Annotated in this window: 22 protein-coding genes; 8 read left to right on the top strand and 14 right to left on the bottom strand. The window is 53.5% G+C overall.

Translation table 11 applies throughout. From position 1 onward, the window contains the following. Positions 1-6: 6 nt before the first annotated feature. The 8 genes from ACK3CJ_RS03435 to ACK3CJ_RS03400 form a co-directional block, all read right to left on the bottom strand. Entirely contained in the window at positions 7-777 is a 771-nt protein-coding gene (locus tag ACK3CJ_RS03435; RefSeq protein WP_409525018.1) for a TatD family hydrolase, read from the bottom strand. A gap of 57 nt (positions 778-834) precedes the next feature. Then, positions 835-2,421: a peptide chain release factor 3 gene (locus ACK3CJ_RS03430; RefSeq protein ID WP_409525017.1), complete on the bottom strand. Its 1,587-nt coding sequence runs from the start codon at positions 2,419-2,421 to the stop codon at positions 835-837. 190 nt (positions 2,422-2,611) lie between these two features. After that, positions 2,612-3,124 carry a hypothetical protein gene (locus tag ACK3CJ_RS03425; RefSeq protein WP_409525016.1) on the bottom strand — a complete coding sequence of 171 codons (513 nt, stop codon included), beginning with the start codon at positions 3,122-3,124 and terminating at the stop codon, positions 2,612-2,614. Between the two features lie 96 nt (positions 3,125-3,220). Further along, positions 3,221-3,673: a c-type cytochrome gene (locus tag ACK3CJ_RS03420; RefSeq protein ID WP_409525015.1), complete on the bottom strand. Its 453-nt coding sequence runs from the start codon at positions 3,671-3,673 to the stop codon at positions 3,221-3,223. 54 nt (positions 3,674-3,727) lie between these two features. Beyond that, positions 3,728-4,396, bottom strand: a complete 669-nt coding sequence (locus ACK3CJ_RS03415; protein WP_409525014.1) for an energy-coupling factor ABC transporter permease — start codon at positions 4,394-4,396, stop codon at positions 3,728-3,730. Positions 4,397-4,481: 85 nt separating this feature from the next. Then, positions 4,482-4,970, bottom strand: coding sequence for a ribosomal protein S18-alanine N-acetyltransferase (gene rimI, locus ACK3CJ_RS03410; protein ID WP_409525013.1), 489 nt, complete (start codon positions 4,968-4,970; stop codon positions 4,482-4,484). Then, on the bottom strand, positions 4,960-5,940 hold the full coding sequence (locus ACK3CJ_RS03405; protein WP_409525012.1) for a hypothetical protein: 981 nt from the start codon (positions 5,938-5,940) through the stop codon (positions 4,960-4,962). Before ACK3CJ_RS03405 ends, rimI begins: the two co-directional genes overlap by 11 nt. 192 nt (positions 5,941-6,132) lie before the next feature. Beyond that, positions 6,133-7,671: a 2-isopropylmalate synthase gene (locus ACK3CJ_RS03400; protein ID WP_409525011.1), complete on the bottom strand. Its 1,539-nt coding sequence runs from the start codon at positions 7,669-7,671 to the stop codon at positions 6,133-6,135. 398 nt (positions 7,672-8,069) lie between these two features. On the opposite strand from ACK3CJ_RS03400, the gene ACK3CJ_RS03395 reads away from it, so the two are divergent. Next, positions 8,070-9,224 carry a MalY/PatB family protein gene (locus ACK3CJ_RS03395; RefSeq protein ID WP_409525010.1) on the top strand — a complete coding sequence of 385 codons (1,155 nt, stop codon included), beginning with the start codon at positions 8,070-8,072 and terminating at the stop codon, positions 9,222-9,224. Here the strand turns inward: ACK3CJ_RS03395 and epmA are convergent, their stop codons facing one another. From epmA to ACK3CJ_RS03375, 4 genes are all read right to left on the bottom strand, one after another. Next, positions 9,225-10,202, bottom strand: a complete 978-nt coding sequence (gene epmA / locus ACK3CJ_RS03390; protein ID WP_409525009.1) for an EF-P lysine aminoacylase EpmA — start codon at positions 10,200-10,202, stop codon at positions 9,225-9,227. Further along, a complete protein-coding gene (gene efp / locus ACK3CJ_RS03385) occupies positions 10,186-10,749 on the bottom strand; it encodes an elongation factor P (protein ID WP_151704077.1) in 564 nt (187 codons plus the stop codon). Before efp ends, epmA begins: the two co-directional genes overlap by 17 nt. Before the next feature lie 135 nt (positions 10,750-10,884). Further along, the gene (locus ACK3CJ_RS03380; protein ID WP_409525008.1) at positions 10,885-11,799 is read right to left on the bottom strand and encodes a hypothetical protein; all 915 of its coding nucleotides are present in this window, start codon (positions 11,797-11,799) and stop codon (positions 10,885-10,887) included. After that, positions 11,789-13,675: a bifunctional diguanylate cyclase/phosphodiesterase gene (locus ACK3CJ_RS03375; RefSeq protein ID WP_409525007.1), complete on the bottom strand. Its 1,887-nt coding sequence runs from the start codon at positions 13,673-13,675 to the stop codon at positions 11,789-11,791. Before ACK3CJ_RS03375 ends, ACK3CJ_RS03380 begins: the two co-directional genes overlap by 11 nt. Before the next feature lie 250 nt (positions 13,676-13,925). Between ACK3CJ_RS03375 and epmB the strand changes: the two genes are divergently transcribed. Both epmB and ACK3CJ_RS03365 read left to right on the top strand, forming a co-directional pair. Further along, positions 13,926-14,948: an EF-P beta-lysylation protein EpmB gene (gene epmB, locus ACK3CJ_RS03370; protein WP_409525006.1), complete on the top strand. Its 1,023-nt coding sequence runs from the start codon at positions 13,926-13,928 to the stop codon at positions 14,946-14,948. A 51-nt stretch (positions 14,949-14,999) separates the two neighbouring features. After that, entirely contained in the window at positions 15,000-15,518 is a 519-nt protein-coding gene (locus ACK3CJ_RS03365) for a hypothetical protein (RefSeq protein ID WP_409525004.1), read from the top strand. Between the two features lie 42 nt (positions 15,519-15,560). On the opposite strand, the gene ACK3CJ_RS03360 is transcribed toward ACK3CJ_RS03365, so the two are convergent. Then, on the bottom strand, positions 15,561-15,884 hold the full coding sequence (locus ACK3CJ_RS03360) for a DUF1820 family protein (protein ID WP_409525003.1): 324 nt from the start codon (positions 15,882-15,884) through the stop codon (positions 15,561-15,563). 213 nt (positions 15,885-16,097) lie between these two features. Between ACK3CJ_RS03360 and miaB the strand changes: the two genes are divergently transcribed. From miaB to lnt, 5 genes are read left to right on the top strand one after another with little or no spacing between them, the layout of a single operon-like run. Further along, the gene (gene miaB, locus ACK3CJ_RS03355; RefSeq protein WP_409525002.1) at positions 16,098-17,447 is read left to right on the top strand and encodes a tRNA (N6-isopentenyl adenosine(37)-C2)-methylthiotransferase MiaB; all 1,350 of its coding nucleotides are present in this window, start codon (positions 16,098-16,100) and stop codon (positions 17,445-17,447) included. An 18-nt stretch (positions 17,448-17,465) separates the two neighbouring features. Further along, positions 17,466-18,488: a PhoH family protein gene (locus ACK3CJ_RS03350; protein WP_409525001.1), complete on the top strand. Its 1,023-nt coding sequence runs from the start codon at positions 17,466-17,468 to the stop codon at positions 18,486-18,488. Further along, positions 18,485-18,940 (top strand): rRNA maturation RNase YbeY, encoded by a 456-nt coding sequence (ybeY, locus tag ACK3CJ_RS03345; RefSeq protein WP_409525000.1) that lies wholly within the window; start codon positions 18,485-18,487, stop codon positions 18,938-18,940. Before ACK3CJ_RS03350 ends, ybeY begins: the two co-directional genes overlap by 4 nt. Before the next feature lie 8 nt (positions 18,941-18,948). Next, positions 18,949-19,791 (top strand): HlyC/CorC family transporter, encoded by an 843-nt coding sequence (locus tag ACK3CJ_RS03340; RefSeq protein WP_409524999.1) that lies wholly within the window; start codon positions 18,949-18,951, stop codon positions 19,789-19,791. 7 nt (positions 19,792-19,798) lie between these two features. Then, on the top strand, positions 19,799-21,337 hold the full coding sequence (lnt, locus tag ACK3CJ_RS03335; protein ID WP_409524998.1) for an apolipoprotein N-acyltransferase: 1,539 nt from the start codon (positions 19,799-19,801) through the stop codon (positions 21,335-21,337). Here the strand turns inward: lnt and ACK3CJ_RS03330 are convergent. Continuing rightward, a complete protein-coding gene (locus ACK3CJ_RS03330) occupies positions 21,302-21,859 on the bottom strand; it encodes a zinc ribbon-containing protein (protein WP_409524997.1) in 558 nt (185 codons plus the stop codon). The genes lnt and ACK3CJ_RS03330 overlap by 36 nt on opposite strands. Positions 21,860-21,944 lie beyond the last annotated feature (85 nt).

Here is a 21,944-nt window from a genome sequence, read left to right as displayed (position 1 = left end):
AGCCTGTTAAAGTCGCAGCAGTGACCTGGCCGTCTGGCTGGTCACGCAACTTATGAGACCCACTTCACATTGCCGCAACTCCGCCAGGAGCGCGGCTACTCTTGCCACCTGCGCTGGAAAATTAGGCTGATCCCGATAACCGTCCAGCGGCATATCAGGCGCATCGGTTTCCAGCACCAACCACTCCAGCGGCAGTTCACTGGCCAGTCGGCGTAGTTTCGTTGCCCTCGCATAGGTCATGGCACCACCAAAACCCAACCGAAATCCCAGCTCGACATATTGTCGGGCCTGCTGCTGACTGCCTGAAAAAGCATGCACAATCCCCCCGCGTTTAAGCGGTATCCGACGCAGCTGCTTCAGCACCTCATCATGCGCCTTGCGCACATGCAACAACACGGGCAGCTCATGGCGCTGCGCCAGCAGTAACTGCAGCCTGAACAGTTCAATCTGGCGCTCTGGTTGTGCATCCTGAATAAAAAAATCCAGCCCTATTTCACCCACGGCGATCACGCCCGGCGTAGTTTCCAGATGCTGCTCAAGCTGCTCAAGATCACTCTCCTGATGCTGCGCCATAAAGCAGGGATGCAGTCCGAGAGCGGGTTTGATGAAGTCAGGATAGTGCCGACTCAACGCCAGCACTCGCTCAAAGTATTGCGCACTGACGCCGGGGACAATAATCGTATCAAGACCCGCATCACGGGCAGCCGTTATTGCCTGCTCTCGCCAGGAGTCAAACTCGGGGAAATCAAGGTGGCAGTGGGTATCAATCAGCGTCATGTGATCAGTATGGCACAGGCCAGGAAGCCTGTGCCATGAAAGAGACGGGGGAAAGTTTCAGTGCTCGCGAGTGGCGCGGAAACGCACATCCGGCCAGCGCTCCTCAGTAAGAGAGAGGTTGACACGCGTCGGTGCCAGGTAGGTCAGCAGGTCTGATCCATCCAGCGCCAGATTTTCGTGCGCCTTGCGCCGTAGCTCCTCCAGCATCTTGTTATCGCTGCACTCGACCCACCGCGCTGTCTGCACGCTGATCGGCTCATAAATACACTCGACCTTGTACTCATCCTTGAGGCGATACACCACCACCTCGAACTGCAGCTGACCCACTGCACCCAGAATAAGGTCATTGTTTTTCAGTGGCATGAACAGCTGCACAGCACCCTCTTCCGAGAGCTGCTTCAACCCTTTCTGAAGCTGCTTCATCTTCAGCGGATCTTTCGGCCGCACTCGGCGGAACATCTCGGGAGCAAAGTGTGGAATACCGGTGAACTTGAGATTTTCACCAGAAGTAAAGGTATCGCCTATCTGAATCGTGCCATGGTTATGCAGACCGATAATATCGCCGGACCAGGCCTCCTCAACGTTTTCACGCTCACCTGCGATAAACGTCACGGCATCAGCAATACGCACCTCTTTCCCGGTACGCACATGGCGCATCTTCATCCCACGCGTATAGCTGCCGGAGCAGATACGCATGAAAGCGATGCGGTCACGATGCTTGGGATCCATATTGGCCTGTATCTTGAACACAAAGCCGGTGAACGCCGTTTCATCCGCCTCGACAGCACGCGCTTCTGTCGGTCTTGCCGGTGGGGACGGTGCCCATTCAACAAAGTTATCCAGCATTTCACGCACGCCGAAGTTACCCAGAGCCGTGCCGAAAAATACCGGTGTCATGCGCCCGTCGATATAAGCTTGCTGATCCCAGATGTGCGTGGCACCACGAACCAGCTCTATCTCATCCACAAAACTATCATATTCATCATCCAGCAAAGCTCGCGCTTCATCACTGTCGAGCCCCTGAATCCGCCGATCATCCTCCAGCATATGCCCGCGCCCCTTGGTGTAGAGGTGCAGCGTATCGGTATAGAGGTTATACACACCCTTGAAAAAGCCGCCCATACCGATCGGCCAGTTGATCGGCGCAGCTTCAATCTTCAATACTTCCTCTATTTCGTCCAGCAGTTCGATAGGATCACGGATATCGCGGTCCATCTTGTTGACGAAGGAGAAGATCGGCGTGTCGCGCAGTCGGCAGACATCCATCAGTTTGATGGTGCGTTCCTCGACACCCTTGGCACCATCGACCACCATCAGCGCAGAGTCCACAGCCGTCAGGGTACGATAGGTATCCTCAGAGAAATCCTCATGCCCCGGCGTATCCAGCAGGTTCACCGTGCGGCCATGATAGGGGAACTGCATCACTGATGAGGTGATGGAGATACCACGTTCCTGCTCCATGGTCATCCAGTCCGATGTCGCATGGCGGTCACTACCACGCCCCTTGACGGTACCGGCCACCTGAATCAACTGCCCCAGAAGCAACAGTTTCTCGGTGATAGTGGTTTTACCGGCGTCCGGGTGCGAGATGATCGCGAAGGTGCGGCGTTTGCTGACTTCGGAGTGCGTTGCGCTGTTACTCATTAACTGAAATCGTCCGGTGCTGTACAGATTGTGATACGTGACGCTGAAGCGCGCGAATGGCTTCAAACGGGTAATCTGAATGGTTATTCAAAGATGGCTGCTATTTTCGCCGATATGAAGACGATACACAATCAATGCTGATCACGCTTTATGTATTCACACACTCGACGCCGAATTATCCGTTATAGATCTACTTGACCTCTATTCGGGCAATCTGCCAGGAGGAACGATTGTAATAAACTTCACTATTCAAATCCGAATCGTCATCAAATGGGTAAATAATGAATAGCGGCCCCTTGTCACGCACCCTCAGATAATCACCATCTGCTTTCATCGCCAGAATAACCGGGTGGCTGTAAAAATCCTCTACGGGCACTTCAACCACGTAGTCATTGATCGCTATCACTTTCAATATAGTACCGCTGGCACCTACTGCTTCAAGCAATGCGCTCCCCAGTGGGCCTGTAAATTCCCTCACGCCCTCAGTCCACGGGGTGGATGTTTGTGTAGTATGTTGTGTCAGCCGCTCCAGCATTTCGCGATCAAATACGGCCTTTCCCTCCTCATTGGTGTGTGCAATATCCCCTTCAATGGTCAAAATGACACGCCCTTGAGGGCGCTCCAGCCCTGCTGCCGATACCGACGCAGTGATGAACAGACCCAGTGCTAAAGCGGCCATACGAGTGCTGACATTACTAATCATGGGTAATCTCCATTGCATTTAGGCATGGGCAATCAGACATGTACAATTATAGTCCCTGCAGTCGTTTTCATTAGTGAAACAATTCACCTGACTCTCTTAATCCAGTCGATACTGATCATGACATGCCTTGCAGTGGCGCATCGCCTGGCGGAACTGATCGCGAACCTGTCGTTGTGAACCCTCAGCAGCCACGTCCACCAGTTCGGCGGTATCCGATTTGAAACGCGCCATGATCTGATCGAAGCGCTCACGCTCATCCCACAACCTATCCGCAGCGCGGCTAGTGCTTTCATTCTGTGTGGTATCGATAAACCCCTCATGTGCCAGTGGAATCAAGGTATGCAGCGCCTGAGAACGTTGCAGAAATTCAGCATTGGTGAACTCCCGCTCTCCCCGGATCATCTGAGCCATGGCACCGAATTGAAATCGCATCACCTGAAAGGCGGCCTGACGATACTCAACTGCATCTTCGGGTTTGATCAACTCTCGCGCCTGAAGAGACAGGCTGAACAGACAAAAAAGGGGGACAAACAGAAATAAACGATTCACTACCATCTCCAGTAAAGTACAGAAACAGGCCGTAGTGACCTGAGTTCAAACCAACTATTGTTCATCGATATAGGCGCGAGCGTCAAAGGTACGTATCCAGTCCGGATGAAACACCATCATACTCGTCATGATAATACCGTTGAGCAGCCCCTCGGGTAACATGATCAGCGGTAACAGAATCACATATTCCTGATAGATACGGCTCCAACTATGCACACCATCCAGCCATAGAATCAGCGCATAGCTCAAACCGGATATGGCAACAGCAAAACCTGCACCGAAAAAAGCACAGACAAACATATAGATGAAAAAATTCCTGGGTAACTTCTGCTCAGCAATGCGCAGAACCGCATAGCTGATCAACGCCGGTAGCACCACCATACACAGAGCATTGAGAGAAAACACCTCCCAGCTCTCGCGGCCAGTGAGAGTCAGGCCAATAAGCGCCAGAAGACCGGCAAAAATCGCCAGATCCCAGCCGAACATCAATGTCAGTGCCGTCATACCCAGAAAGTGGATCGACAGCCCCGGTGAGATGCCGGCTCGAAAGCTCCACATCAACACCAGAATAATGGCCGAGCCAAATAGCAGGTGCTGAATGCCGCGTTCACGCAGCAGCACTGCCCAAGGCAGATGCAGCAGGGTCGGTATCAGCACCAGTATTAACAGCAGATGTGCGCTCCAGAGCCAGACCGGACTCAAGAGAGCAGTAGTGATCCCCATGCCAACCTCTCAGATCAACCCCAAGAACAACCTTAACAACAACTCTAACAACAGCTCGAACAACAGCTCGAACAACAGCTCTCAGTCAAATATTGCCTGGCCGAGCCAGGGAGCATATGTAGATCAGCGCATCCTCAACTCCTGCGCTATCAACATAGTATGCCTTACGTACCGCTTCCTGAACAAAACCACTGCGCTCATAGAGATGAATCGCACTGGTATTGGAGCGTCGCACCTCCAGCATCACGCGCTGACACCCCCACTCATGCAGAAAAGAGAGTGTTGACTGCAACAACTGTCGACCATGCCCCTTCCCCTGAGCATCTGGATCAACGGCGATACGCAACAACTCAGCCTCATCCAGCACAATGCTGAACAGTGCATACGCAAGAACGGGGGTATCAGCCCTTTCCCGCAGCAGCCAGCCACGCCCTTGCCCTGCCAGCAAAGAGCGCCATAGGTTTTCAGAAAAGGGATCATCAAAGGCGGCGGCATCCAGCGCCATCGCAGCGGAAAGATCTTCAAGCGTGAGCTCACACACCTGCAGAGCTGCAGGACGTATATCAATGCTCACTGGAAGTGACAACAAGGCGCAGTGGCTGCAGATCTCGCCACAGATCTGCCTTGTACTCAGGCAGCTGCAACAGTTCACTGAGACTATGGCTGGCCACAACCTTGACACCTGGTTTGAGCGTGAATGAAAGGCCACGCAACTGCTCCAATGCCTCTTCACGCGCCAGCACCCAGCGCGCGGATGGCTCACCCAGCAGCACGACACGTGTGATCTCGGGCGTGAGCTGATAGCCTAACAGACGTTCAACCGAACGCCGCGCTTCATCGGGTCCCTGATTCAGGGTTTTGCTGGCCAGCATCGGCCAGGAGAGAAACTGCGGTAAACCCTGCTGCTCACTGACACCCATCGCCTGCAGGATACGCTGTACAAGTCGCTGATGCAGAGGGCTGAAACCCTGTCGCGCATGAGGCGGCAAAGCATCTACCAACAGCATATCGCCAGCCTTGATGAATGCCAGACGAAAGCGTGGTGGCGGCTCCACTCTGAGACTGGCGTGCGGTGTTGTTGCAGCACTTTCATCAACTGAAGCGGTGGAGGGCTGATCCTGACTGAGTGGTAGCGCCGACTTGACCGCCTCGGCCTGTTGCGCGGAAGGCTTGGAAGCAGGTATTGCAGAGGCTGTTGTTACAGATGCTGAAGTTACAGATGCTGTCGCGGCGTTTATCTGTGTATCAGATCCCTTACCTACTCCAGACCCCTTACCTACTCCAGCCCCTTTACTTACTCCAGTACCACCGGCAAGATCAGCAAGCTGTCGCAAGGCGTTTTGTCCGGCGGCATGATCAACTTCAACAGCGTGATCGGCATCAAACGCAGAATCATCCACGTCAATGACTGCCTGCCCAGTGCGAAAGGCAAACACCCAGTCAGCAGAGGGCGCAGCACCCGGCAGATCAACACGGGGTAGCCAACTGGCGATCCCCATGGCATCCAGATACTGGTGCCTTTGTTGCTCCAGCGCGTTACGCATCCTCACCTCGTTTTATGCCGAGCACACAAACATCAATTGAACCTGAATCCGTGACTTAAGAGTGTACCCCGGAGGGCTTGGGTGAGTGTATGCCGCAGGGATGCGGCATTCAAGCCTACAGGGAATGTATTCACGGCGTCTCACCCAAGGCGTCCGGGGTGATACCACGGACCCTGATTGGATAAAAGCGCATCAAACCTGCGGATGCGCTTTTTCGATATTCGCATCCAGCATGTTCAGCGCATGAATATAGGCTTTTGCCGATGCGATAATGATATCGGTATCTGCGCCCAGTCCATTGACGATACGGCCGCCTTTTTCCAGACGTACCGTCACTTCACCTTGCGAATCGGTACCGCTGGTGATCGCGTTGACGGAGTAGAGCTGCAGACTGCTGCCAGACTCAGCCACTGACTCGATCGCTTTCAGCGCCGCATCAACCGGGCCACTACCAGTGCCTTCGACCTGATGCTCAACTCCATCGACCATCACCACCAGATTAGCCACGGGGGTTTCACCTGTCTGCGAAGTCACCTTGAGGCTACTCAGGCGAAAGCGTTCTGCACCGGTACCGACACGTGCTTCACTCACCAGCGCGATCAGATCCTCGTCAAAGATCTCACTTTTCTTGTCGGCCAGATCCTTGAAGCGGGCAAAAGCATCATTCAGTTCGGTATCAGAGTTGAAGCTGGTGCCCAGTTCTTCCAGACGCGCACGGAACGCATTACGGCCAGACAACTTGCCCAGTACCATGCGGTTGGTATTCCAGCCGACATCCTGCGCTGTCATGATCTCGTAGGTTTCGCGGTTCTTGAGCATGCCATCCTGATGGATGCCAGACTCATGTGCAAAAGCGTTCGCGCCGACAATCGCCTTGTTCGGCTGTACGACAAATCCGGTGATGCTGGAAACAAGACGCGAGGCCGGTACGATCTGAGTGGTTTCGATACCGGTTTCGAGCCCCAGCACATCCTTGCGGGTGCGCAGCGCCATTACGATCTCTTCAAGCGAGGCGTTACCGGCACGCTCGCCCAGACCATTGATGGTACATTCCACCTGACGTGCACCGGCAGACAATGCCGACAGCGAGTTGGCAACAGCCAGGCCGAGGTCGTTATGGCAATGCACCGAGAAGATCGCCTTATCGGCATTCGGAATGCGGTTCAGCAACTGAGTGATGGTATGGCCGAACTCCTGTGGCACGGCGTAACCGACGGTGTCGGGAATATTGATGGTGCGCGCACCGGCATCGATCACCTTCTCGATAATGCGGCACATGAAGTCCAGCTCTGAACGGCTGGCATCTTCAAGTGAAAACTCAACATCATCAATCAGATTGCGCGCGCGTTTAACCGCTCTGACCGCATTCTCAACCACCTGATCCGGTTCCATCTGCAGCTTGTACTTCATGTGGATCGGTGAGGTGGCGATAAAGGTATGAATACGTCCGGAGTTGGCATTGATCAGCGCTTCACCGGCACGATCAATATCGGCATCAAGCGCTCGGGACAGTGAGCAAACCGTGCTCTCTTTAATTGTATCGGCAATCGCCTTGACGGCAGCGAAATCGCCTGGACTTGCAATCGCAAAGCCTGCCTCGATGACATCAACACGCATTTTCTCCAACTGACGTGCGATACGCAGCTTTTCATCGCGTGTCATGGATGCGCCGGGGCTTTGCTCACCATCACGCAAAGTGGTATCAAAAATAATGACTCGGTTGTTGCTCATGGGAAACACTCCAGCTCTGTCGGTGCTGCACCGGCCGTTCACAGGTTCAGCATCAGAATATTGTTTCTATTTTACTGTATTTTTGACGCAGGGATGAGTGAAAAGATAATAGTCTGCCCTAAGGCAGTAGCAGCAGAGCCAGTGGCAGAGACAGCAGGAGATGAGACATGGACATTTCGCGTGCAGATGCGACTGCATCGGCAAGGGTCTGGGCTGTGTTCATGGTTCGCTCTGAAGGTCGCATGGCATTTGTTCAACGTTTATAATTGAGCTGAAATCAACTATACCGCCGGTGCCGTCATTTGCAACCCCGGGCAGGCACTATTTTAAAGTTTCCCAAAGCTGCCCCACTGCCGTTACTATTTCAGAAACAGGCAGCAGCGACAGGAGTTTTAAGGATGACCGAAAAAGAGTTCGACCGTCTGATCGACAGGCGCAATACCGCCAGCGAAAAGTGGGAGCGTTACAAGGATAGTGAAGTGCTGCCGATGTGGGTGGCTGATACGGACTTCATGGCACCGCCGGCGGTGCTGGAAGCGCTGCATAAACGCATTGATCACGGTATTTTCGGTTATACCAACACGCCCCAGGAGCTGAATGAACTGGTTATCTCACGGATGCAGAGCATGTATGACTGGCAGATCAAAGCTGACAGCCTTGTCTGGCTGCCCAGCCTGGTCTGCGGGCTGCATCTGGCCTGTCGTGCCGTGGGCGATACAGGCACTGCTGTACTGACCCCTGCGCCCATCTACCCCCCGTTCATGTCCTCCCCGAGACTGTCGCAGCGCGAATTGATCACAGTACCGATGAAACTTGAACAACAGCGCTACACTATCGATCTTGAGGCGCTGGAGGAACTGATTACGCCCAGCAGCAAACTGCTGTTGTTCTGCAACCCACACAATCCCGGTGGCACGGTATACCGACGCGAAGAGCTTCAGGCACTGGCCGATCTGATCATCCGTCACGACCTGATCATCTGCTCTGACGAAGTACATTGCGAACTGCTGCTGGAACCGGGTATCCAGCACATACCGCTGGCCAGTCTTAGCGATGAGATAGCACAGCGCACCATCACCCTGATGGCACCGAGCAAGACCTTCAACATTGCCGGCCTCGGCTGTGCCTATGCGGTGATCGATAACCCCGACATTCGTCAGCGTTTTCAACAGGTGCGCAAGGGTATAGTGCCGGACGTCAATCTGCTGGGTTACACCGCAGCGATCGCGGCCTTTCGTGACGGTGATGAATGGAATCGTGCGCAACTGAACTATCTGCGCGGCAATCGTGACTATCTGGTGAATGAGATCAATGCGATACCCGGCCTGTCACTGAATCCTATCGAGGCAACCTATCTGGCATGGATCGATGTCAGTGCCACAAAACTGGAAAACCCGCAGCACTTCTTTGAGCAGGCGGGTGTTGGCATGTCGCCGGGGAGGGATTTTGGTGATCCGCGCTTCATGCGCCTGAACTTCGGCTGCCCACGCAGAATACTGGAGCAGGCAGTCGAACGGATACGCCGCAGCCTGCTGAATCACCTGCCAGTCTGATCAGGCGCGATCAAAAGCAAAGGGGATCACCTGTGCAATATCGCTGGCGCCAAGCGCCAGCATCACCAGTCGATCCACCCCCAGAGCAACGCCGGCACACTCCGGCAACCCTTTCTGCAACGCTGCCACCAGTCGCTGTTCGGTAGGCCTGAGTGGCAACTGCAGACGCTCACGCTGCTGCTGATCAGCCGCCAGACGCCGGGCCTGTTCAGCGGCATCAGTCAGTTCATAATAGCCGTTGGCCAGCTCCAGCCCATCGACAAACAGCTCGAAACGGGTCGCCACCTCAATACCGGTTTCATCCCGTTCAACTCGCGCCAGCGCAGCCTGAGAAGCAGGAAATCCATAAACGCAGACCCCCTCTTCCAGCGCAGGCTCTATCAGGTGCGACATCAGCAGGTTGCGCCAGGTATCAGGATCATCATCTTCAAAGGGGGCATCGATATGCGCGCGGCACAAACGACTCAGCTGAGCACTGCTCGCTACATGTGGATCTATATCCAGATGGTTCAGAAACAGATCGCGGTAACTGATGCGCCGAATCGTCAGATCAGGCAGCACCGACAACACCAGCGCCTCCACTTCATCCATCAACTGCCAGTGATCAAAACCGATGCGATACCACTCAAGCATGGTAAATTCAGGATTATGCCGACGACTCACCTCACCGTTTCGAAACACCTTACCCAACTGATAGATAGAACCGGCACCCGCCACCAGCAGACGTTTCATCGCATATTCGGGCGAGGTCTGCAGATATAGTGGCTGCATCTGATCAGAGCCGATCAGATTAAAATTCGCTTCGATGGAATCTATGAAGGGATCACTGACAGCGCAGTGAGACAGGATCTGGGTATCCACTTCCATCACCTGGCGGGCTGCGAAAAAATCCCGGATACCGGACAGAATCGCAGCACGACGGCGCAGGTGTTCGATGGAAGCGGTAGGTTCCCAGTGTTGATCAGGCGCGGCTGACATACTCACCGGTACGAGTGTCGATCTTCAGCTTCTGACCACGCTCAATAAACAGTGGCACACGCACCACAGCACCCGTGCTCAGGGTTGCAGGCTTGGAGCCGCCCTGCGCAGTATCGCCTTTCAGACCTGGATCTGTCTCGACTACTTCCAGCTCAACGAAGTTGGGCGGTGTCACGGAGATGGGGTTGTTATTCCACAATGTGATGATGCACTTGTCACCCTCTTTCATCCACTTGGCAGAATCACCGATCGCTGCTTTATCTGCAGCAAACTGCTCAAAGGAGTTCGGATCCATGAAGTGCCACATCTCACCATCGCTGTAGAGATACTCCATATCCTGATCCATGACGTCTGCGCCCTCAATCGATTCATTCGATTTGAAGGTACGCTCCCAGACTCGACCGGAGATCAGGTTGCGCAGTCTGACACGGGTGAACGCCTGGCCTTTGCCGGGTTTAACGAACTCTACATCCACCATGGAGCAGGGATCGCCATCCAGCATCACTTTGAGGCCGTTTTTAAACTGGTTGCTTGAATAGGTTGCCATTGTGTTTCCCGTTGCCTGTCTGTAGTCAGTCTGATTGTCGTATCTGTCGCTCCCGACAGAGGGCCGGGAAATGATTGGCGTGTATTCTACTGCAAACCCTCAGATACGCCAATCACCGACTGATCTTGCCCTCATTCAGCACAAGGGCAAAGCCACTCGCGCAAGATAGATAGCGGTCTTCTCTTCATGAGAAGAGTAGTAGCTGACCCAGAGCTGCTGATCATGGAACACCATACCGGCATAACTGGTGTCGCCCCCAGAAGGCAGCGTCAAAAACTCGCTTAGACTGCCCGCCTCCCTGTCCAGCCAGCACAGCGCTGTGCGGGCACCTTCGTCATAGAGTCTTACCGCCGCCACATAGCGGCCATCCGGCAAGCGCAGTAGATCCGGCCCGCCGATCCTGACACCCAGATCCTGCCATTGCCAACCAGTGTAGGGAGGCTGAGCCACCCCCAGTAGCCCATTTACCGGCACGCCATCATGACGTAACAGACACAACGCAGTATCACCCTCAAATACTATGACACTTTCGTTGGGATAGCCTTCGTCATAGAGTGTATCCACCAGCGTATCAAACGTTCGGCCATCATCACTTTGATACAGGCGCACTGAGCGCTTGACACCTTTCCCTGTGCGATAAGCCACTCCATAGGCTCGATCACGGTGCCAGGTGACACGCCAGAGCCAGTATCCGAGATCACCTACCGAATGCTTATCGCTCCAGTTGACGCCATCATCCGAGAACCAGGTCAGGGACTGATGCGAAAAGCGTGTCGTATCATGTGGTTTCTCAGCCGCACAAAGCATCAACTGCCCCTGAGGAGTGATGCTGAGTTTGGGATCTCGCAGATCCGAATCATCAGAGGTCAACAGGCCGACCGAGTGCCACTCCCGACCTGTATCGGATGCCAGCACACGAATGGCACCATCCGGCGAAATATGATTTTCACCTTCTCTGAACACGCAATACCAGCGCTCTTTGTATCGAATCAGATCTGTAAAAGCGTTATGTGGCGCGTGATCCCATATCTTTTCCACCTCAAACTGCATCAGACACTCCCTTTCCAATAAGCCAAGGCTCAAGCTGAGCTGACGATAAAGAGTTACTGAAATAATAACCTTGCGCTCTTTCACACCCCAGGCGTTTCAACAAATCACACTGCACGGAGGTTTCAACACCTTCTGCAATTACACACAACCCAAGATTCCGCCCCAAATCAATCAGGGAATGCAAAACACCCTCTGCTTTAGCACCTTCAGCCTTACTACCGCCACTGAGATTACTGAGATAGACTGGCGCCAGCTTGAGGGTATCCACAGGCCACTGATGCAGTCGGGATAATGACGTCAATTGCGCGCCGAAGTCATCTACGGCTATCCGAATCTCGGGAATTTTCTGCCTGATCAGGTTCAGGTGTTCGATCGCCAGCTCCATATTTTGCGATATTGAAGACTCTGCTATATCCAGCTCCACACAGGAGAGATCATCGAAAAGAGTCAGTAATCTATGAATCAGATGATCCAGTTGTTGCCGTGAATAAAGCTCGCGGACAGACAGGTTCAGAGACAGCCTCAGCTCAGGGTGCTGCGATTGCCAGTGCGACTGCTGCTCTGTGACAGATTGCATCACCCAATGATCAATTCGGCCTATCATATCACTGCGTTCCGCCAGAGTCAGAAAACTGCCTGGCTGCAACATACCTCTCTCTGGATGATTCCATCGCACCAGCGCCTCAATGCCACAGACCTTCATACTGGCCAGATCCATACAAGGCAGATAGTGCAACACCAACTCCTTACGATTGATTGCCTCACCCAACTCAAATCTGAGACTCATCACCTCCTGAGCATGATCATCCATACTGGAATCAAAGTAGGCGAAGCGATTTTTTCCACCTGTCTTTGCCGAATACATCGCAATATCAGCATAGCGGAGCAGGCTTTCAGGGCTTTCGCCATCATCCGGATAGAGACTGATCCCGATACTCATATGTGTGACCATTTTGTGGCCATCGATCTCGACAGGAGCGCTCACTTCCTGCAGCACTCTTTCTGCAATGTCGGATGCATCGTCCGATTCATCCACCTCAACGAGAAATACGAATTCATCTCCACCCATACGGGCAACCGTATCGTTCTCGCGCACCATGGTCTCCAGTCGATGCGCGACCTGGCACAACAGATTATCACCAGCCGCATGGCCGAGTGTGTCATTGACCAGTTTGAAATCATCCAGATCCAGCAGCAAGACCGCCAGGCCACTCTGCCTGCGTGCCGCCCGGGCAACCGCCTGTGCCAATCTGTCTTCCATCAATTTACGATTAGGCAGGCCCGTCAAAGCATCGTGATAGGCAAGTCGCTGCATTTTCAGATCCAACTTGTTTGCTGCAAAGGCATTAGCGAACACCTGCCCCAGTAAACGCAATGAAACCTGAATATCCTCAGACCAGACCTGCTTGCAGCCAACAGCATCAAGACCAAAAAAGCCGGCAATATGCTCTGCCTGAAACAAGGGCACCAGAATCAGCGACTGGATCTTTTCACGCCTGAACTCCTGCTGCTCATTTGTCGCTTCAGGTGGCAATGCAGCCACATCAGGAATATGAACCACCTGATTATCAAACAGCTTCTTCTTGATCCAGGGAAAGTGGGACAGCGGAATATTCTGAAGATGCGCCTGCTCTGACTGAATACCATCTGCATACCATTCGTGCGTCAGACTTTGAGTCTGTCGGATATGATCAATCGCAAAGAGGTAAGCCCTGTCGACCTTGAAAAAAATGCCGATATCAGCCAATGCAGCATGAATCGACTGCTCAAAACTTTCCGGTTTCACATTCAGTAAATGGGTCGAAACCTGAGTGATATGACGCTCAAATTCAAGACGTCTCTTGAGATCATCTTGCTTTTCCTCTTGCTCGCTCATTCACTGCCCTCACCAATGTTCGAACCGACAAAAACAACACCACCCGCGCGAAGTGACAGCGGAGCATCTCGAAGACTTGCTGTTTTTCGATCACAATCTTGCCTATTCCATACTAGCAACAATAATTTTATTTACACAATTTCGCGCAACGAGCAATAACAGGTGGCTGTTCGGCGACCCGGGATTGACTCTGGTCATTGTGACGATCAGAATGCCTGCAATCCAACTGCTCTTCAGAAGTCACACCCAGATGTCGTCACCGCTCCCTTTGCTTGAACCCTGGCAGCAGATACTTCGCCAGGCTGTGTCAGATCCCGCAGAACTGATCCGCTTACTCGAACTGCCCGACACACTGTTATCTGACAGCACTCAAGCCAACCTGGCCTTTTCGCTCAAGGTGCCGAGCCCATATCTGGCGCGAATTCGCAAAGGCGACCCGGATGATCCGCTGCTGAAACAGATTCTGCCTATCGGGCAGGAGATGGTACCGCAACCGGGTTTCTTGACTGACCCTCTGGCGGAGATGAGCAGCAATCCCGAGCAGGGATTAGTGCACAAATACCGCGACCGTGTATTGCTGATCCTCAGCGGTGCCTGCGCCATCAATTGCCGCTACTGTTTTCGCCGCCATTTCCCCTATGAAGAGAATCAGATCGGCACTGAGCAGTGGCAGAAACTGCTGGATTATATTCGTCGACACCCGGAAGTGACCGAAGTGATCCTCTCGGGCGGCGATCCACTGGCAACGCCTGACCGAAGAATCATTCAGATGTTGCGTGATCTGGAGCAGATCCCGCAACTGAAACGCCTGCGCATCCATAGCCGCATGCCGGTAGTGATTCCTCAGCGTATCACACCAGAGCTGACGCAAGCGCTGGGTATGAGCCGCCTCAAATGCGTGATGGTGCTGCATATCAACCACGCAAACGAAATAGATCAATCTGTAGCCGAAGCCGTGAAATACCTGCGTGACAGCGGTATAACCATACTTAATCAGGCTGTTCTGTTACGGGGGATTAATGCTACTATCAGTGATCAGAAATCACTCAGTGAAGCGCTGTTCGATTGTGGTGTATTGCCCTACTACCTGTTCCTGTTGGACAGGGTAGAAGGAAGTGCACATTTTGATCTGCCCGATGAGGAAGCACAGCGCCTGATCGGTGAGCTACAGACACAGTTGCCAGGCTATCTGGTACCACGCCTGGCGCGAGAAATTCCAGGCCGGAAAGCAAAAACAATTCTGGCCCCCATACAGGTTCAAGTTAATGAGTAACTATTTACACAGTCGGAGTGGCGTGTGATGAGAGCGATTACATGCAATGTAATGAAAAAGACACTGATACGCGGATGCGTAGTGATGACCGCCACACTACTGCTCAGCGCTTGCAGTTTCTTGAAGAAAGAGGAACCTGAAGTTGTTGTAGTTCCACCACCGCCACCGCCAGTTGTACCCGAAATCAAGCCAGCCCTGCTGATCAGTCAGATGTATCCAGAACAGCCTACAGGTCGTGGCGATGCAGGTGCTTTCATAGACTTTGTCAATGCGACAGATGGTATCCTCGAGTATGTGATGTTCAAAACAACGGCCTATGACTCACAGGGCCGCGTTGTTCACTCGAAGAAATCCGGTGATCCCAACACCTGGCTACGTATAGCCGGCCCTTTCACTCCAGGCCAGAGCAGCGGTAGTCGTCACTGGGAGCAACTGTGGCAAAACCTCGATCTGACCTGCTTCGAAATCGAAGGGGCCGAGGTGATCTACATCAATGGTCTGGTTGAGTTTTATCATGCCGACCAGATCGCCGTTCTGCCCAGCAGCGAAACACAGAACAACTGCATCTGATCAGAAGTCAGGCCCGGCTTCTGTGAGCCGGGCCTCCTCAGATCACTTTTCGCGCTTGGGTGGCATCACCGGAAACTGCGTCACACTGCCCTTCACATCCATGATCTTGGCCACCCCCTCCTGCTGTACCTCATCGATACGAATAACCGCCTGAACCGGCACGAAAGAACGCTTTACTTCGGCAAACTGCTGCTTCAGCTTCTCCTCACCCGGATCAACCAGCAACTCAGTGCGCGAACCAAAGACAAACCCTTCCAGCTCAATGAATCCCCACACTTCACTTTGATAGACATGGCGGACATAAAGCTCATATACCTTGTCCTGATTGACAAAGGTTACCCGGTAAATACGATCATCTGCAGCCATTTGAGTGTTTCATCTCCATGTAGAAAGCCTTTACGCCAATATGGGGGCTAATCTGCCTTTTACAATCCCTTAAGTGCTACCAGTATACTGAGCAGCACAAAACATCCCTGATCAATTAGCATCCAATTAATAGCCAATTGATAGCCTGAGTAGCCCAGCTCCGGTATAATTTGTCCCCTTGTAAAAAACTACCCAATGCAACACAGGTGATTCATGGCGAAAAAGCTGTTTATCAAGACACATGGTTGTCAGATGAACGAGTATGATTCCTCTCGTATGGCCGATCTTCTGAACGAGAGCCACGAGCTGGAACTGACCGACAACCCTGATGAAGCGGACGTTCTGCTGCTGAATACCTGTTCGATTCGTGAAAAGGCTCAGGACAAGGTGTTCCATCAGCTCGGCCGCTGGCGCAAGCTGAAAGAGAAGCGTCCTGATCTGGTGATCGGCGTCGGCGGCTGTGTTGCCAGCCAGGAAGGTTCGGCGATCCGCGACCGTGCGCCCTATGTTGATATGATTTTCGGACCGCAGACACTGCATCGCCTGCCCGAGATGATCAATGAATCACGCAAGGGTGTGGTTGGCATCGTCGATGTCAGTTTCCCCGAGATCGAAAAATTTGATCACCTGCCAGCACCACGGGTAGAGGGCGCCGAAGCCTTTGTCTCGATCATGGAAGGCTGCAGCAAATACTGCACTTTCTGTGTCGTGCCTTATACTCGTGGCGAAGAGGTCAGCCGCCCACTGCAGGACGTACTCAATGAGTGTCGTGAACTGGCAGAGCAAGGCGTGCGTGAGGTCAACCTGTTGGGCCAGAACGTGAATGCCTATCGCGGCGATACCAGCGATGGTGACAGCGCCGATCTGGCTGAGCTGATCCGTTATGTAGCCAGAATAGACGGTATTGATCGCATCCGCTTCACCACCTCACATCCCGTTGAGTTCAGCGAAAGTCTGATCAATGTCTATGATGAAGTGCCAGAGCTGGTCAGCCATCTTCACCTCCCTGTTCAGAGTGGTTCCGACCGTATTCTGATGGCGATGAAACGCGGCCATACGGTCCTCGAATACAAATCCAAACTGCGCCGCATCCGCAAACTGCGCCCGGAGATCAGCTTCTCTTCCGACTTCATTATCGGCTTCCCCGGTGAAACGGAAGCGGATTTTGAGGCCACCATGAACCTGATCCATGAGATAGGTTTTGACTCTTCTTTCAGTTTTGTTTACAGCCGCCGCCCCGGCACTCCGGCTGCGGATCTGCCCGACAATGTTGCGGATGAGCTGAAAAAACAGCGCCTGAAGATTCTGCAGGACCGTATCACCCAGCAGGCGATGCAGATCAGCCGTCGCATGGTCGACAGCGTGCAGCGCATTCTGGTCAATGGTTATTCGAAGAAAGATCCGGGACAACTCTCCGGACGCACCGAGAACAACCGAGTTGTCAACTTCCGCTGCGATAATCCGGACCTGATCGGCCACTTTGCCGATGTACGTATTGTCCAGGCCTATGCAAATTCACTGGTCGGCGAGCTAGTCAGCTCAGAGCTGGACCAGCTTCACTAACAGATTCAGGACCGCATTTTGTCAAACGACGAGTCAAAGAAAGAATCAACCAACCTGATACTGGAGCCGGATCATCCGGCCAGTCTGGCCAATCTATGCGGCCAGTTGGATGAACACCTGCGCCTGATCGAACAGCGTCTGGATATCGAGATCCGTAACCGCGGCAACCAGTTCCAACTGCTGGGCGAACACACAGCACTGATTGTAGCCCAGGGAATTATCGAGCGTCTGTACACTGAGGCCTGCAATGGCAAGCAACTGACACCGGATGACATCCATCTCAGTCTTCAACACACCGGCATAACACCTCGCCTGCCGGAATCAGCCGATTTTGCCGACTGCAGAATCCGTATCCGCAAGATGCAGATCATGCCGCGTGGAGGCAATCAGCAAGGCTATGTCCGCTCGATCCGCCGTCATGATATCAATTTCGGTATCGGCCCAGCCGGTACCGGCAAGACCTATCTCGCGGTCGCCTGTGCAGTCGAAGCACTGGAGCGTGAAGAGGTGAGCCGTATTCTGCTGGTACGCCCAGCGGTTGAAGCCGGTGAAAAACTGGGCTTCCTTCCCGGCGATCTGGCGCAGAAGGTCGATCCTTATCTGCGCCCACTGTATGACGCCCTGTTCGAGATGATCGGCTTTGAGAAGGTTGCCAAGCTGATCGAGAAAAACGTCATCGAAGTCGCGCCACTGGCCTATATGCGTGGCCGAACACTGAATGGCAGTTTTGTCATCCTCGATGAAAGCCAGAACACCACCAGCGAACAGATGAAGATGTTCCTGACTCGTATCGGCTTTGGTTCCACGGCCGTCATCACCGGCGACATCACCCAGATCGACCTGCCCAAAGGGACACGCTCGGGGCTGATCCATGCAATGGAAGTATTGGATGGAGTGGAAGGGATAGGCTTTACTCACTTCACCGCGCAGGATGTCGTGCGTCACCCTTTGGTACAGCACATTGTTCTGGCCTATGAACGCTATGAGCAACGCGAAGCCAGAAAACAGAAGCTCAAGCATCAGGGAGAGCTGGCTAAATGAATCTGTTCGTTGATCTGCAGATCGCCACTGAAGCCAAGTCACTTCCCGATACCGAGCAGTTCAATACCTGGGTCAAGGCAGCACTTGAAGGCCAGCGTGAACGTGCAGAAGTCTGCATTCGCCTGGTGAATGAAGAGGAGAGCCGGGAGCTGAACAGCACCTGGCGCGGCAAGGACAGCGCCACCAATGTTCTGTCTTTTCCCTTTGATGCGCCACCGGGTATTGCCGTCGACCTGATCGGTGATCTCGTGATCTGTGCCGATGTCGTCGCCCGGGAGGCTCAGGAGCAATCCAAGCCTCTGCACCATCATTGGGCACACATGGTGATTCATGGGGTCTTGCATCTTATCGGTTTCGATCATATAAATGACGATGAAGCCGAGGAGATGGAAGCACTGGAGTGCGCCATACTGTCCCGACTGAATATCCCAGATCCCTACCAATCCGCTTAGAGGATACTATGAGCGAAGACCGATCGGGAGCCACCCCAAAAGGCTGGCTCGGAAAACTGGCCCAGGCGTTCTCGGACGAACCCCCGACCAAAGAAGATCTGATCAACGGTTTATATGAAGCGGCCGAAGCCGGTGTACTGGACAATGACGCCATGTCGATCATTGAAGGAGCGCTGCAGGTTTCGGACATGAAGGTACGGGACGCCATGGTCCCCCGCTCACAAATGACCCTGGTGCAGATTAATCAGACTGCGAGTGAATTTCTGCCGATTCTGATCGAAACGGCGCATTCTCGTTTTCCTGTGGCAGGCGAGAACCCTGATGAAGTCGTCGGCATTCTGCTGGCTAAAGATCTGCTGCCCTATATGCTTCAGGGCAACCTGGATGAGTTTCAGATCAGTCAATGCCTGCGTAGCGCCGTATTCATACCCGAGAGCAAACGCCTGAACGTGCTGTTGCGAGAGTTCCGTGGTACACGTAACCATATGGCGATCGTTGTGGATGAGTATGGTGGCGTATCAGGCCTGATCACTATTGAAGATGTGCTGGAGCAGATTGTCGGCGAGATAGAGGATGAGCATGACGAGGATGATGATGAGGGCAACATCAAGTCGCTTGAGGATGATGGATTCATCGTCAAGGCTCTGACGCCGATTGATGACTTCAATGAGTTTTTCCATACAAACTTTTCTGACGACGAGTTCGATACCATCGGCGGCATTGTCACCCAGCGCTTCGGGCGTCTGCCGGAAAAAAATGAAAAGGTGACGCTACACGGCATAACCTTTACCGTCCTGTCTGCAGACGACCGCCGTATTCGCCTGCTGCAGGTTTCACCGATAGTCGAGTAAAGCCGCCATGACACCGACAGCTGGACGTCAGGGCACCCACGCGCACAGCAAGAAAGCCAGAGTAAGGCACGTGCAACATGGCTGGTGGTATATCAGCCTGCTGTCATTGCTGGCCGGTGCCGTTACAGCGCTCGCCTTTGCGCCCCTGAATATGATTCCACTGGCTCTACTGGGACCTGCGCTGCTGTATCTGGCGCAGCATGGGCAGTCTACCCGTGCAACAGCCTGGTCGGGCTGGGTGTTCGGTATCGGCTTTTTCGGGGTCGGTGTTTCATGGGTATTCGTCAGCATTCATGACTATGGCGCGGCATCGGTGCCACTGGCAGGGTTGATGACCGCCGCTTTCGTCATGGGACTGGCGCTGCTCTTTGCCTTACAGGGCTGGCTATTCGGCCGCCTCTGCCGCAGTGCATCCTGGCTGGGTTTTGTCGGCCTGTGGCTACTGTTCGAGTGGATCAGAAGCTGGCTTTTCACTGGATTTCCCTGGCTGTATCTCGGTTACATCTGGCTCGACACGCCTTTCAGCCACCTGGCGGCCTGGGGCGGAGTATGGGCACTGACCCTCTTCACATTATTCCTTTCGACCGGTCTCGCAGAAGCGATTCGAAGCCGCAATTGGCCGTCCCTGCTGCCTGTTTTTCTACTGCCCGCACTGGTTTACTATCTTCCATCTGAACAGACTCAGCCGCGGAACCAGGCTCCACTGAAAGTAGCACTGGTGCAGCCCGACATTCCGCAAATGATCAAATGGGAAGGAGCACAGCTGGAAAATCTGCTACAGAAGCAGATGCAGCTCACACGCCAGCACCCGGATGCCCAACTGATACTCTGGCCGGAAACCGCCATCCCGGCTTTTTACTATGAAGCAGCACCGTTTATCGATGACTTCCTTGAAGAGCTGGAACAACAGAATATTGCTCTGATCAGTGGCTTCCCGTTTATTGCCGAGAACCCACGTGACCGGTCTCGTAATATCTATCACAACAGCCTGGGCGTGTTCAGCCATGGCTCTGGAATTTATCACAAGCAGCGACTGGTCCCCTTCGGCGAGTACGTTCCTCTGGAAAAACAGTTAAGGGGCTTAATCGAGTTCTTTGACCTGCCGATGTCAAGCTTCAGTCTGCCGGAAAATAACGAGCTGCGACTTTATGCCGCCGGCCACCATCTGGCCAGTGCCATCTGTTATGAAATTGCCTACCCTGAGCTGGTGCGCAAGGCCGCGATCAATTCGGACCTGCTGCTGACCGTATCCAACGATGCCTGGTTCGGCAACTCATTTGCCCCGGATCAGCATCTACAAATAGCTCGCATGCGTGCCATCGAGAACGGCCGCTGGCTGATTCGAGGCACGAATAACGGCATCACGGCCATTATTCGTGATGATGGCAGCATCGCTGATCAGGCACCAAGACAACAGGCGACTGTCATCACCGGCGATGTGCCAGCCATGCAGGGAACAACTGCGTATCAGCAGCTCGGGGTCTGGCCCTCTCTGCTGATATCACTACTCTTACTCGGGGTTGGCGTCCTCCGTACCCGCATCTGACAGGCGTTCGAAAATATAAGCACCACATTGAATGCAGGGCTGAATTTTTTTAGTCCGCATCAATTGCTTTTCATGCCCGCAATTGAGACAGCGCAGCGTACCCGGCACAGTAATTTCACCGGCAAGGAACTGACCATCGGCATGCTCCAGCTGCTCGCGCAGCAGCTCATGTTCCACCCGGGTTCTGTCTGCCAGATCAACCAGACGATCAAGAATGGTCTGCTCCAGCACATTCAGATCAAAACGCAGAAAGCCGGCAATACCACCGCCTGTCTCATGTACGAAATAACCCAGATGCTTGAGGTCGCGATTAACATAGGCAGTAAGGAGATCAACCTCATCCCGCGTCATCTCCTCAGCCGCCAACTCGAGCTCAACCGCCTCCTCGATCTTATCCTGCAATGCCTCCCAGGTACTGAGGCTGGCCTCATCCAGCGTCTGCCGCAGCCGATCAAGAATCCTGTCATAGGCTTCCGGTGCACGATCTGAATGTTCTACCGGCGGTTTCTTCGATTCACTCATATTGACTCCTTTTTCACCTGACTGGTGAGCTCATGACCCTGTTTGCCTGAGGCCATATATTGTATGCTATGCCGCATTACGCAAT

The sequence above is a fragment of the Nitrincola salilacus genome, assembly GCF_046271865.1.
Taxonomy (GTDB): Bacteria; Pseudomonadota; Gammaproteobacteria; order Pseudomonadales; family Balneatricaceae; genus Nitrincola; species Nitrincola salilacus.
This window is presented reverse-complemented; position numbering and strand designations above follow the sequence as displayed.